This window comes from Microbacterium sp. C5A9, from assembly GCF_022627955.1.
In the GTDB taxonomy this organism is placed as follows: domain Bacteria; phylum Actinomycetota; class Actinomycetes; order Actinomycetales; family Microbacteriaceae; genus Microbacterium.
In genome coordinates this window covers 232,399-245,453 of record NZ_JABXGD010000007.1, presented here as the reverse complement: position 1 = coordinate 245,453, position 13,055 = coordinate 232,399, and the positions used below count along the sequence as shown (strand labels likewise).

General features: G+C 69.6%; 14 protein-coding genes. 5 read left to right on the top strand and 9 right to left on the bottom strand.

Going from position 1 to position 13,055, the window contains the following annotated elements:
* Positions 1-2 precede the first annotated feature (2 nt).
* Positions 3-1,139 (bottom strand): phosphoribosylformylglycinamidine cyclo-ligase, encoded by a 1,137-nt coding sequence (purM, locus tag HWD99_RS14785; protein ID WP_241796952.1) that lies wholly within the window; start codon positions 1,137-1,139, stop codon positions 3-5.
* A gap of 62 nt (positions 1,140-1,201) precedes the next feature.
* On the opposite strand from purM, the gene HWD99_RS14780 reads away from it, so the two are divergent.
* Positions 1,202-1,834, top strand: coding sequence for a zinc-binding alcohol dehydrogenase (locus HWD99_RS14780; RefSeq protein WP_241796951.1), 633 nt, complete (start codon positions 1,202-1,204; stop codon positions 1,832-1,834).
* Positions 1,835-1,849: 15 nt separating this feature from the next.
* Here the strand turns inward: HWD99_RS14780 and HWD99_RS14775 are convergent, their stop codons facing one another.
* Positions 1,850-2,164, bottom strand: a complete 315-nt coding sequence (locus HWD99_RS14775) for a potassium transporter Trk (RefSeq protein WP_241796950.1) — start codon at positions 2,162-2,164, stop codon at positions 1,850-1,852.
* Between the two features lie 55 nt (positions 2,165-2,219).
* Positions 2,220-2,591, bottom strand: a complete 372-nt coding sequence (locus tag HWD99_RS14770; RefSeq protein ID WP_241796949.1) for a sterol carrier family protein — start codon at positions 2,589-2,591, stop codon at positions 2,220-2,222.
* A gap of 90 nt (positions 2,592-2,681) precedes the next feature.
* Here HWD99_RS14770 and HWD99_RS14765 point away from each other — a divergent pair, with 90 nt between their 5' ends.
* Both HWD99_RS14765 and purD read left to right on the top strand, forming a co-directional pair.
* Entirely contained in the window at positions 2,682-3,362 is a 681-nt protein-coding gene (locus HWD99_RS14765; RefSeq protein ID WP_241796948.1) for a CoA pyrophosphatase, read from the top strand.
* A 44-nt stretch (positions 3,363-3,406) separates the two neighbouring features.
* Complete coding sequence (purD, locus tag HWD99_RS14760) at positions 3,407-4,684, top strand: phosphoribosylamine--glycine ligase (protein WP_241796947.1); 1,278 nt, start codon at positions 3,407-3,409, stop codon at positions 4,682-4,684.
* A 94-nt stretch (positions 4,685-4,778) separates the two neighbouring features.
* Here the strand turns inward: purD and HWD99_RS14755 are convergent, their stop codons facing one another.
* From HWD99_RS14755 to HWD99_RS14730, 6 genes are all read right to left on the bottom strand, one after another.
* A complete protein-coding gene (locus tag HWD99_RS14755; RefSeq protein ID WP_241796946.1) occupies positions 4,779-5,507 on the bottom strand; it encodes an amino acid ABC transporter ATP-binding protein in 729 nt (242 codons plus the stop codon).
* A complete protein-coding gene (locus tag HWD99_RS14750) occupies positions 5,504-6,982 on the bottom strand; it encodes an amino acid ABC transporter substrate-binding protein/permease (protein WP_241796945.1) in 1,479 nt (492 codons plus the stop codon). Before HWD99_RS14750 ends, HWD99_RS14755 begins: the two co-directional genes overlap by 4 nt.
* A 121-nt stretch (positions 6,983-7,103) precedes the next feature.
* Positions 7,104-7,634, bottom strand: a complete 531-nt coding sequence (locus tag HWD99_RS14745; RefSeq protein WP_241796944.1) for a GNAT family N-acetyltransferase — start codon at positions 7,632-7,634, stop codon at positions 7,104-7,106.
* Between the two features lie 130 nt (positions 7,635-7,764).
* Entirely contained in the window at positions 7,765-9,339 is a 1,575-nt protein-coding gene (locus HWD99_RS14740) for a DHA2 family efflux MFS transporter permease subunit (protein ID WP_241796943.1), read from the bottom strand.
* Positions 9,336-9,962, bottom strand: coding sequence for a PadR family transcriptional regulator (locus tag HWD99_RS14735; protein ID WP_241796942.1), 627 nt, complete (start codon positions 9,960-9,962; stop codon positions 9,336-9,338). Before HWD99_RS14735 ends, HWD99_RS14740 begins: the two co-directional genes overlap by 4 nt.
* Positions 9,963-10,037: 75 nt before the next feature.
* On the bottom strand, positions 10,038-10,586 hold the full coding sequence (locus HWD99_RS14730) for a GNAT family N-acetyltransferase (RefSeq protein ID WP_241796941.1): 549 nt from the start codon (positions 10,584-10,586) through the stop codon (positions 10,038-10,040).
* A gap of 58 nt (positions 10,587-10,644) precedes the next feature.
* Here HWD99_RS14730 and HWD99_RS14725 point away from each other — a divergent pair, with 58 nt between their 5' ends.
* The gene (locus tag HWD99_RS14725) at positions 10,645-11,523 is read left to right on the top strand and encodes a phosphoribosylaminoimidazolesuccinocarboxamide synthase (protein ID WP_241796940.1); all 879 of its coding nucleotides are present in this window, start codon (positions 10,645-10,647) and stop codon (positions 11,521-11,523) included.
* 176 nt (positions 11,524-11,699) lie between these two features.
* Positions 11,700-13,055, top strand: a complete 1,356-nt coding sequence (locus HWD99_RS14720; protein ID WP_241796939.1) for a uracil-xanthine permease family protein — start codon at positions 11,700-11,702, stop codon at positions 13,053-13,055.

The window sequence follows — 13,055 nt, the reverse complement described above, 5'->3', positions numbered from 1 at the left end:
TCTTACTTCGCTCCGTCCGCGTAGGCGCCGACCAGGCGCACTGCTCCACCGTCGACGCCCTTGGCGCCCTGTTCGAACTCTCCTGCCGGACGTGCGCCGAAGCCCACCGTCGCGACCTGCCACGCGGGCATGCCCTCGGCTGCGAGGGCCGCGATCGCGGCGTCCTTCTTGTCGGCTGCGATGACCGCGAGGAACCCGATGCCGAGGTTCCAGGTGCCCTCGGCCGACTCCAGCGTGGATCCGGCGATGTCGCTGAGCACGCGGAAGACCGGGCTCGGTGACCACGTACTGCGGTCGACCTCGGCCCAGCTGCCCTGCGGCAGAACGCGGGCGAGGTTCGCGGCGATGCCGCCGCCGGTGACGTGGCTGAGCGCGTGGACGCCCTGGCTGCCCGAACCGGTCGCCGATCCGAGCTGCTCGATCAGACGCAGCAGCGGAAGAGTGTAGAGACGCGTCGGCTCGAGCAGGGCCTCGCCCCAGGTGGTGCCGAAGTCGGCGGCGTTGTCGCCGTAGCCGATCCCCGCGTTCGTGACGATATGGCGCACGAGCGAGTAGCCGTTGGAGTGGAGTCCGCTCGACTCGATCGCGAGCACGACGTCGCCGTCCTGCACGCGGTCGGCTCCGAGGATGCCGTCGGCCTCGACGACTCCCGTCGCAGCTCCCGCCACGTCGTAGTCGCGCGGACCGAGGAGGCCGGGGTGCTCTGCCGTCTCGCCGCCGACGAGCGCGGTGCCGGTGGCGGAGCACGCCTCGGCGATGCCGCGCACGATGTCGGCGATGCGCTGCGGGAAGACCTTGCCGCACGCGATGTAGTCGGTCATGAAGAGCGGCTTCGCACCGACCACCACGATGTCGTCGACGACCATGCCGACGAGGTCCTGACCGATCGTGTCGTGCTTGTCGATGGCCTGCGCGATGGCGACCTTCGTGCCGACGCCGTCGGTGCTGGTCGCGAGCAGCGGGCGACGGAAGTCGCGCAGTGCGCTCGCGTCGAACAGCCCGGCGAATCCGCCGACACCGCCCAGCACTTCAGGGCCGTGCGTCGCGCGCACGGAGGACTTCATCAGCTCGACGGCGAGATCGCCTGCAGCGGTATCGACGCCGGCTTCGGAATAGGGATTGGTGGGGGAGGCAGCCACGCCTCCAGCCTACCGCCCGTCGAGGCCTCCTCTCCCCTCCCTCCATCTCCTACGATGGGGCCATGGCCGACAAGCCGCAGTGGTTGATCCGCGAAGACGCGAGCGTTCCGGTGCTCGTCGCGCTCGCACTGCGCCAATCGCTCGGCATCCGCGCTCCTCAGGACCTGCCGAGCCTGCGCGACCTGCCCGTCCGAGCACCCGATGCGGTCGAGGTCACGCCCGAGCTCGAGAAGCAGTGGCGCGACTACTGGGACATGACGATCGAGCCGCGCGCACACCCCTCCGGAGTGCCCCTCGAACTGATCGACGGCTTCGACACGCTCGTCGCACTGCCCGCGACCGGAGCCGAGCAGCTCGCCGAGGCGATCGCGCCGCACGCGGCATCCGCCCTGCACTTCGCCCGCGTCGCGCACGACCGATACGTGTCGTCGATCCGCAGCTCGATCGCGACGCGCTCGGGCAGCGGAACCATCGGCGGCGAGGCCTACCGCGCCTACGCCAGCGCGATCGCGGAGTTCGAGCGCGACATCGGTCGTCGGGCGCACTCGTTCGAGCTGAACGTGCAGGTGCTGCCGTTCTCGCAGCGGGGCATCTGGTGGGTCGGCGCGCTCACCGTCGCCGTGACCGACGGCCTGCGGCGCGACGTCGTGTCGTTCGACGCGGCGATCCGACCGATCATCGCCGAACTGGCGTGACGGGTCCGGCCGGGGTCAGTCCTTCTCGATGATCGTCTCGTGCTCGACGCGCACGACGTGATCGTGACGGCGGGCGGTGCGCTCGAGGATCAACGCGACCACGCTGGCGAGAGCGACGCCGATCGGCACGGTCCACAGCAGCAGGAATCCGAACACCTGGCCCGGAGGGTAGACGACGTTGACCGCCGCCGACGGCTCGTAGCTGCCGACCATCGTGAGGATGCCGGCGGCGATGACGCCGAGCACGACGCCGATGCCCATGAAAACGCCGAATCGCGGCACGCGTCGTACGGTCGCCTCGACCGTCTCGGAGGAATCGTGGGAGGACATGCTCCCATTCTCCCACCGTTGTCGGTGCACCGCATGCGGGTCTCGGGTGGATCCGTCAGGGGCGGAGCGGCAGCACGTCGGCGAGGTCTGCCCGCGTGCCCGAGGCCTGGACGCGTCCGGATGCTGCGGCCTGCGCCCACGGCTCCGCTCCCGTCGCGACCGCGATCCAGGTGGCGGCATCCATCTCGACCACGTTCGGCGGGGTGCCCCGCGTGTGCCGCGGCCCCTGGATGACCTGCACCGCACCGAACGGCGGCACCCGCACCTCGACGCTGTTGCCTGGCGCCTTCTCGTCGAGCAGCTGCAGCAGATAGCGCACACTCGTCGCCAGCACGGGGCGCTGCGGCTTCTCGCCGGCGGCGTCGGCGGCACGCACGGCATCGAGAGCGGCGCGTCCGTCGACGATGTCGATCTTGCGGGAGGGCATGTGCTCCAGGGTACGCCGGGGGGGGCCTGCGCCGGTCGGTTCGGATCAGTGCCTGCCGCCGCCCGTCGCCACGGGCATAGGCTCGACTCGATGAGCCAGAATCCCGAGACTCTGCATGGAGCGCGCGACGAGCTGCTCGCCGCGACGCGGCGCACCGAGGCCTGGGCGCGCCCCTTCCCTCCGGTCGTCGGCAGCGCGCAGCCGGCATCCGTCCTCGTGCTGTTCGGGCGGCTCGACAGCATCCCCGCACAGACCGATTCCGTGACGATGGCCGCCGATCTCGACGTGCTGCTGCAGCGACGCGCCGCCACACTGTCGTCGCACCCGGGACAGGTCTCCTTTCCCGGTGGCCGCGCCGAGGATGAGGATGCGGATGCGGTCGCCACCGCCCTCCGGGAGGCCGAGGAGGAGACGGGTCTCGATCCGTCGGGCGTCGAGATCCTCGCGACCCTTCCCGAACTCCCTCTCGCGGCCAGCAACCACGTGGTGACCCCCGTGCTCGCATGGTGGCGCTCCCCCTCGCGCGTCGCGGCCGTCGACCATGCCGAGACGGTCGACGTGTTCCGGGTGCCCGTGGCGCAGCTGCTCGACCCCGCGAACCGACACACGTCGACGATCCACCGCATGGGCCGCACCTGGAAGGGCCCCGCGTTCGACATCGACGGCACGATCGTGTGGGGTTTCACCGCGATGGTGCTCGACGCCCTGTTCGACGCCGCAGGGTGGACGGTCGAGTGGGACCGGTCGGTCGAACGCCCGATCGAGCTCTGACCCGCCGCACGCGGACTGGCGGCCCGCGTCGGTAGTCTGGACGGGTGAAGATCCTCGTCCTCGGTTCCGGTGCCCGTGAGCACGCGATCATCCTCGCTCTGCGAGCAGAGACCGCGGAGCACGAGATCTTCGTCGCCCCCGGCAATGCCGGCATCGCGCGCGACGCGACCCCCGTCACGGTCGACATGCTCGACGGCGCCGCCGTGACCGCCTTCGCGAACGAGCACGCCGTCGACCTCGTGGTCGTCGGCCCCGAAGCGCCGCTCGTCGCGGGTGTCGCCGATGTGCTGCGCGCGCACGGAATCCCGGTGTTCGGCCCCGGCAAGGCGGCGGCCCAGCTCGAGGGATCGAAGTCGTTCGCCAAGCGCATCATGGATGCCGCCGGCGTGCCCACCGGCCGCGCGGTGCGCGCCACCACGGCAGCCGAGGTCGAGGCCGCGTTCGACGACCTGGGCGCCCCCTACGTGGTGAAGGCCGACGGGCTGGCGGCGGGCAAGGGCGTCATCGTGACGTCCGACCGCTCCGAAGCGCTCGCCCACGCCGCGCACTATCTGCCCTCCGGTCCCGTGCTGATCGAGGAGTTCCTCTCCGGCCCCGAGGTCTCGCTGTTCTTCCTCAGCGACGGCGACACCGTGCGTGCACTCAGCCCTGCACAGGACTTCAAGCGCGCGTTCGACGGCGACGAGGGCCCGAACACGGGTGGCATGGGCGCCTACTCTCCTCTCCCCTGGCTCGCCGAGCAGTTCGGCAGCGAGCAGGCGTTCGTCGAGGAGGTCACGCGCGACGTGGCGCTCCCCGTGATCCGTCAGCTCGACAGCGAGGGCACCCCGTTCATCGGCCTGCTCTACGCCGGGCTCATCCTCACGCCCGCGGGCGTGCGTGTGATCGAGTTCAACGCGCGCTTCGGCGACCCCGAGACGCAGATCGTCCTGCCGCGACTCGTCACCCCGCTGTCGGAGCTGCTGCTCGCCGCGGCATCCGGCACCCTCGAGGATCAGCCCGCACCGGTGTTCAGCGACGACGTCGCCATCACCGTCGTGCTCGCGAGCGAGGGATACCCCGAGGCGCCGCAGACCGGCCGCCCCATCGAGGGCCTCGCCGAGGCCGCCGCGGTCGAGGGCGTGCGCCTCGTGCACGCCGCCACCGCCAGCCCCGACGCCCCCGGCGGCTCGCTCATCGCGACGGGCGGACGCGTGCTGAACGTCGTCGCCGTGGCATCCGACTTCCGCACCGCGCGCGACCGCGCCTACGAGGCGATCGCCCTGATCTCCCTCGAGGGCTCGCACCACCGCACCGACATCGCCGCCCGCGTCGCGGAGTAGCCCTCGGCCCACTCGGCCCACCGCCCCACCCTGCACGGCTTCCGCCCGGGGGCACGGCTTTACCGGGTGAGGGCCCTCGACGCGGGCGAGGGGTTCAGAGGACCTTCGAGAGGAAGTCCTTGAGACGCTCGTTCTTCGGGGCACCGAACAGCTCGGCCGGCGGCGCCTCTTCGACGACGACTCCGCCGTCCATGAAGACCGTGCGGCCCGAGACCTCGCGCGCGAAGCCCATCTCGTGGGTGACGAGCACCATCGTCATGCCGCCCGAGGCGAGGTCGCGGATGACCTGCAGCACCTCGCCGACCATCTCGGGGTCGAGGGCGCTGGTGGCCTCGTCGAAGAGCATGATCTCGGGATCCATGGCCAGCGCACGGGCGATCGCGACGCGCTGCTTCTGACCGCCCGACAGGGATGCCGGCTTGGCATCCGCCTTCTCGGCCAGGCCCACGCGGTCGAGCAGCCCGAGTGCCCGCTCACGGGCCTCGGCCTTCGACAGCTTGCCGAGCTCGATCGGGGCGAGCGTGATGTTCTCGAGCACCGTCATGTGCGGGAACAGGTTGAAGTGCTGGAACACCATGCCGATGCGCTGACGCACCTCGTCGAGCTTGACGCTCTTGTCGGTCAGGTCGACGCCGTCGACGATGACGTGCCCCGACGTCGGCTCCTCGAGCTTGTTGAGGCAGCGCAGCAGGGTCGACTTGCCCGACCCCGACGGACCGATGACCGCGACGACCTCGCCGTCGTCGACCGTCAGATCGATGCCCTGGAGCACGTGATTGTCGCCGAACGACTTGTGCAGGCCTTTGACCTCGATCTTGCTCATGCGTTGAACTTCCTCTCCAGGCGGTTCGCGAGCAGCGTGAGGAGCGTGATCACGACGAAGTAGATGATGGCGACGATCGTCAGCACCTGGGCCGACAGGTATGTCGAGGCGATGATCTGCCGCGACACGAACGTGAGCTCCGCGAGACCGATGACGCTGATCAGCGACGTGTCCTTGAGGGTGATGATGCCCTGGTTCACGAACGACGGGATCATGATGCGGAACGCCTGCGGGAGCACGACCTTCTGCATGGTCTTCCAGTGGCCGAGACCCAGCGAGCGCGAGGCCTCGTTCTGGCCCGGGTCGACGGCCTGGATGCCGCCGCGGATGATCTCGGTCATGTACGCGCCCGTGTTCAGCGAGAGCGTGATGGCTCCCGCGACGAACGGGTTGAACGTGAGGCCGGGGAACAGCTGCGGGATCGCGAAGAACACGAAGAACGCCTGCACCAGGATCGGAGTGCCGCGGAAGACGAACACGTACGCGGTCGCGAGCCACCGGAACGGCAGGAACTTCGAGATGCGACCGAAGCCGAACACGATGCCCAGGATGAACGCGGCGACGAGCGCGACGAGCGTCGCGAGGATCGTCAGCCACAGGCCCTCCATGAGCGCGGGCCAGTACTTCACGGCCACCGAGAAGATGTCGGTCGCCTGCGTGGTCTCCTCACCGCCGGCGAGGTACGTGTCGACGATCTCGTCGTACTCCCCCGATGCCTGGAGGTTCTCGAGGCCCGCGTTGAACTTCTCGATCAGGTCGGGGTTCTGCCCCTTGTTGACCGCGAAACCGTACTCGCCGCCGAGCTCCGGGTCGCCGATGAGGCGGAAGCCGGATCCCTGCTGGATGCCGTAGGCGAGCACCGGGAAGTCCTCGAAGTAGCCCACGGCCTGCCCGGCCTTGACCGCATCGACCATGTCTGTCGTGTCGGAGTAGGGCGTCACGCGGAAGCCGTACTCGTCCTGATTGTCCTCGGCGAAGGTCTGCCCCTGCGTGCCGGTCTTGACCGCCACCGTCTTGCCGTCGAGGTCGTCGAGCGACTGGATGTCGCTCGCGTCGAGCACACCCAGCTGGATGCCGCTGGTGAAGTACGGCTCGCTGAAGTCGAAGATCTGCTGACGTTCCTCGGTGATCGACATGCCGGCCATGACGGCATCCACCTGGTTCGACTGCAGAGCCTGCAGCGCCGCGTCGAACCCGAGCTGGCGGATCTCGACCTCGAAGCCCTGGTCCTCCGCGATCGCACGGAGCAGATCCATGTCGATGCCGACCAGGTCGCCCTCGGGAGAGGTGAACTCGAACGGCGCGAACGTCGTGTCGGTGCCGATGACGTACGTCTCGGTGTCATCGGCCGCGGTGGCGGCAGAAGCTCCGCCGAGCAGGGCGCCGGCCGCGACGAACGCCGTGAGCGCCATCGCCCCGACGGTGCGTCCGAGCGTGCGCAGACGCGCAGACGCAGGGGAGGGATGTGGGATCACGACGGATGCTCCTCGGATCGGATGGGCGACAGGATGCTGCCACCGGGATGGTCGTCGACCATCCACCCTAACCGGCGACGGCGTGTCGTCGTGTTCCGAGGGGGCTCCGCGGCGCTCGCGACTAGAGGGCGATCCAGTACCGTCGCACCGGCTGCTCGCCGTGCTCGGGCAGCGTGCGGACGTCCTGCAGCACGCCGCCGGCGCCCTCGATGGTGCGGTACGAGCCGACGTTGTCGTCGTCGCACGTGACCATCACCCGGTCGAGCCCGATCTGCCGCACACGCTCGAGTCCGAGCCGCAGCGCCGCCGACGCATAGCCCTGGCGGCGACGGGACTCCCGCACGGAGTACCCGATGTGGCCGCCCACCTCGCGCAGGTAGTCGTTGAGATCGTGACGGAACGAGAGGAAGCCGACGACCTCGCCGTCGTCCGTGATCCAGTACAGGTCGTTGTGCACCGCATCCGCGGGCAGTTCGGCGCTCGTGTCGGCGAGCAGCGTCGACTTCTCGATCAGGGCGTCGAGCGTCGCGCGGTCCGGGGTGACGGGTGCGTGCAGACCCGATCCGTCGACGTGCCCGTCACCGAACTCGGCGACGGCCGCCGCCCAGGAGTCGAAGAGGTCGGCGGTGGGCTTCGTGAGCTCGATCGTCATCGCCCGATGACATCACACCTGCTGCGGCGGTGGCAAACCGGTCAGGCTCGGTGCAGGAGCCCGGCCGACGGAAGAGGGCCGGGTCCTCCGCATGATCGTGCAGAGGACCCGGCCCGTCGTCAGAGATCGGTCATGCCGACGGAGCGGGCGCCTCCGCGCGCGCGGATGCCGCGGCATCCGCCTTGTCATAGCGTCCGAGGAAGAGCGAGGCGACGAGCGCGACGACCATCACGCACGCCGGCAGGAGGATGGCCTGCGACATGCCTGCGGCGAAGCCCTCGGCCACCTGCGGCGGGAGGGTGCCGCCGCTGATGCCCGCCGGGGAGTCGGCGAGGCCCGGGAGGTTCGCCTCGAGACGCGACTGCATGAAGGCGGCGATGGAGGCCGACCCGATGACCGAGCCGATGGTGCGGGTGGTGTTGTAGATGCCGGCACCGGCCCCCGCCTGACGCGGCGGCAGCTTGCGGGTGGCGGTGGTCGCGAGCGGTCCCCACATGCCCGCGTTGCCGATGCCCATGAGCGCCGACGGCATCAGGAACATCCAGATCGGGGTGTCCATGGTGATCAGCGTCGAGTACCAGATGAGGGCGACGATGACGCACAGCAGCCCCGGGATCAGGATGATGCGCGGGTCGACACGGTCGAGCAGCTTGCCGGCGAACGGGGCGAGCACGCCCGACAGCACGGCCATCGGGATGAGCAGCAGCGCAGCCTCGGTCGGGGTGAGACCCCGCGCGGTCTGCAGGAAGAACATCATGGGCAGCGACATGCTCGTCACCGTGAATCCCACGGCGGCGATCGCGACGTTCGCCCCCGAGAAGTTGCGGTCGCGGAAGAGATCGAGCGGCACGAGCGGCTCGCTGCGGGTGCGCGCCTGCTGCACGATGAACAGCGCCAGCACGACGAGTCCGGCGATGATCAGGCTCCACACCGAGATCGGCCCCCAGATGACGCCCCAGTCGAACTTCTCGCCCTCCTGCAGACCGAAGACGAGGAGGAACAGCGCCACCGCGCTCAGCACCACGCCGACGATGTCGAAGCGATGAGGGCTGGTGGCGAGCTGCGGAACGAGACGCCAGGCCAGCACGAACGCCACGATCCCGACCGGGATGTTGACGAAGAAGATCCACTCCCAGCCGAAGCCGTCGACGAGCAGGCCGCCGACCAGCGGCCCTACCAGCGTCGCGACACCGGCGGTCGCCCCCCACAGGCCCATCGCCGCGCCGCGTCGCTCGGGCGGGAAGGTGCGCGTGATCACGGCCATCGTCTGGGGCGTCATGAACGCGGCGCCGAGCCCCTGCACCGCGCGGGCGGCGATGAGCATCTCGAGCGAGTCCGACAGACCGCACCAGAGCGAGGCGAGCGTGAAGACGGCGAGACCGATCAGGTAGATGTTCTTCGGGCCGAAACGGTCGCCGAGGCGTCCGGTGATCAGGATGGGCACCGCGTAGGCGAGCAGGTAGGCGCTGGTGACCCACACCACGTTGTCGAGGTTGTTGGTGCTGGGGTCGAGTGCGGCCTTGATCGCGGGGTTGGCGACCGAGACGATCGTCGTGTCGACGAGGATCATGAAGAAGCCGATGACCAGCGCCCACAGCGCCGGCCAGGGGCTGGCGGGGCGATGCCCTGCGGCGAAGGTTCCGGTCGAGGGACCGGACGACGAGGATGCCGCGGGCGGGCGTCCTGTCGAGGAGGAATCGGTCATTGCTGTGCAGCCTTTCGCTGAGCGAGATAGCGGTCTGTGTTCTCGAATGCCGTGGGGCCCCAGGGGAAGGCTTCGGCGTCGAGGCGGTCGAGAAGGGAGTCGAGCCAGCGCAGCTCGGCGTCGAGCAGTACCTCCTGGCGCTCGAACTCCACGAGCACCTGCTCGGGAACGGCCGTGGCCCGTGCGCCGATCAGTCCGTCACGGTGCATCACGTGCCCCTCGTCGAGCGCGGCGCGGCGGGCGCGGAGGCAGTCGATCACGTCGGGGCGCTCGAGGTTGTGAGCTTCGGCGAGCGCGATCCGGAACTCGGCCGGTCGGTCGATGACCGAGAGCTCGCGCCGCAGCCACTCGACGAGCGCATCCACTCCGCCATCCGTGAGCGTGTAAGTGGTGCGCTCCGGTCGGTTGCCGTCGCGGTCGATGCCGACCTCGTCGATCAACCCCTCCCGCTGCAGCCGGCCGACCGTGTGATAGAGCGTGCCGTTGGTGATGGCCAGCAGTCGCTCGTCGCGGCGGGAGCGCATCAGGCGCACCATCTCGTAGGGGTGCATGTCGCCTTCGCGCAGCAGCGCGAGCACCATCACCCCCATCGGGGTCAACCGCTCCACCGGATCCTTCGACACGTGCTCCCCCTCAAATAGTCCACGTGGACTATACGCTCTCTCGAGCCGGTCGACAAGACGGATGCCGAGCCCGCCCTAGGTCAGGGTGGCGGCGAGCTGCTCCGGCGTCAGCGGTGGATCCGCGTAGACGAGCCGCACCGCCTCGGGGTCGGGGTTGCCCGCATCGGGCGCCCGGTGCACGAGTGCGAGGCCGAGCTTCTCGGCGACGTGCGCCGACGCTCGGTTGTGCTCGACGAGATAGGCGATCACGGGGAGCTCAGGGGCGATCGCCCTCGCCGCTTCGACCCCCGCCCGTGCCAGCTCAGTCGCCAGACCTCGACCGTGATGATCTCCGGCGATCCGGTACCCGACGTTCCACACCTCGCCGCCGAGCAGCGTGCACCCGCCGTTGCCGACCACCTCGCCGGTGTCGCGCAGACGGACGACCCAGGACCCGAGACCCGCGTCTGCCCAGCTGCGCTCCCACCGGCGCATCATCTCGACGGTCTGCGCGGGGTCGGTGTGACGGAGGCTCGGGTAGTGGGTCCACACCCGCGGATCGCTCTGGATCGCGAAGACCGCGTCGAGATCGGAGGGCTTCGGGCGCGACAGCCGCAGGCGCTCGGTGAAGGTGTCGTCGGTCACGGGTCCAGGCTAGGCATCCCCGCCGACATCCGGCGCGGCGAACCGGGATAATGGGCGGGTGAGCACACCTTCGGACAGCACCGCGCAGACCATCCCCGGCTGGCGCCACATCTACTCGGGCAAGGTCCGCGACCTGTACGCCTCGGAAGACGCCGCCGACACCCGCATCCTCGTGGTCGCCTCCGACAGGGTCAGCGCCTTCGACTTCGTGCTGTCTCCGGGGATCCCGCAGAAGGGCGCCCTGCTCACGCGCCTCAGCCGCTGGTGGTTCAGCGAGCTGAGCGACGTGCCGAACCACCTGGCCGACGGGGAGATCCCCGCGAGCGCCGCCGACCGAGCGATGCTCGCGCAGTCCCTCGAGATGCTGCCGATCGAGTGCGTCGTCCGCGGCTACATCACCGGTTCCGGCTGGGCCGAGTACACCGAGAGCGGCACCGTGTGCGGGATCCCGCTGCCCGAGGGCCTGCAGAACGGCGACCGCCTGCCCGAGCCCCTGTTCACCCCCGCCTACAAGGCCCCGATGGGCGAGCACGACGAGAACATCACGTTCGAGAAGACGGTCGAGCTCGTCGGCGCCGAGCGTGCCGCAGAGCTGCGCGACGCCTCGCTGGCGCTGTACACGCGCGCCGCCGCGATCGCCGAGGAGAAGGGCCTGATCCTCGCCGACACGAAGTTCGAGTTCGGGACGGACGCCGACGGCACCCTGCGCCTGGCCGACGAGGTGCTCACGAGCGACTCCTCGCGGTACTGGGATGCCGAGGCCTGGCGCACCGGGACGACCCCTGCCGAGCGCATGGCGAGCTTCGACAAGCAGATCGTGCGCGACTGGCTGGCCGCGAACTGGGACAAGCAGGGCGAGCCCCCGGTGCTGCCCGAGGACATCGTGGAGCGCACGGCCGATCGGTACCGTGAGCTCATCGAGCGCCTCGGGGCCTGACGCCGCGGCGTCTCCCCGGGGAGGACGTCTCCCCATCGGGAGGACGGGACCTCGGTAATCGTCCGCCCGACGCGGAGAAGTCCGCCCGAGCAGGCGCCCGGAGCGCACCCAGGCAACACTCAGGAATCGGTAGTGTTGCGGAAGCACTCCCACTCCCCCGATCCTGAGGAGCCCGCATGCCTCTGTGGAAGATCCACGGAAACGGTCGCACGGTCGAACCCGGCGCCGTCGTCACCCCCGAAGAGCGCCTGAACTGGCCCGCCACGATCGCGATCGGCGCGCAGCACGTCGTCGCAATGTTCGGCGCCACGTTCCTCGTGCCGACGCTGACCGGCTTCCCGGTCTCGACCACCCTGCTGTTCAGCGGGCTCGGCACCCTGATCTTCCTGCTGGTCACCAAGAACCAGCTGCCGAGCTATCTCGGCTCGTCGTTCGCGTTCATCGCACCGATCACGGCAGCGGTCGCCGCCGGCGGAACGGGCTCGGCGCTGGCCGGCGTGGTGGCCGTCGGCATCCTGCTCACTGTCGTCGGCCTGGTCGTGCAGTTCGCCGGACTGCGGTGGATCGATGCGCTGATGCCGCCGGTGGTGGCCGGCGCGATCGTCGCCCTCATCGGGTTCAACCTCGCTCCGACCGCGTGGAACAACTTCTCCCTCGACCCGGTGACCGCCACGATCACCCTCGTCGCGATCATCCTGTTCGCGGTGCTGTTCCGCGGATTCCTCGGACGCATCTCGATCTTCCTCGGCGTCGCCGTGGGCTTCGTCTACGCCGCGTTCACCGGATCGTTCGAGGTGCCGAACGAGCTCCGCGGCGGCAGGACCCCTGCCGAGCTCATCGCGGACGCGCCCTGGGTCGGCCTGCCCGACTTCCAGTTCCCGAACTTCGTCGAACCGGGCACGTGGTCGACGATCGCGATGTTCCTGCCCGTCGTCCTCGTGCTGATCGCCGAGAACGTCGGCCACGTGCGCGGCGTCGCGACCATGACCGAAGACCCCGCGATCAACAAGCACACCGGTCGCGCGCTCATCGCCGACGGCGTCGCCACCACGATCGCCGGAGGGTTCGGCGGCTCGGGCACCACGACATACGGCGAGAACATCGGCGTCATGGCCGCCACCCGCGTCTACTCGACCGCGGTGTACTGGGTCGCGGGACTCTTCGCGATCCTGCTGGCGTTCTCACCGAAGGTGGGCGAGGTCTTCAACTCGATCCCGGCCGGGGTGCTGGGCGGGGCGACCACTGCGCTCTATGGCCTGATCGGCATCATCGGCATCAAGATCTGGGTCGACAGCAAGGTCGACTTCTCGCGCCCGGTCAACCAGTACACGGCGGCCGTCTCGCTCGTGATCGGCATCGCCGGCTTCTCGATGCAGCTGGGCGACTTCGCGTTCGGCGGCATCGTGCTCGGCACGGTCGCGGCACTGCTCATCTACCACCTGGGCAACCTCGTCGCCCGGGCGCGCAAGACCGGTGCCGACGACCCGAAGCCCCTTGAGGCCGTGGGTCCGCTGGGCGGCGACCCGGCTTAA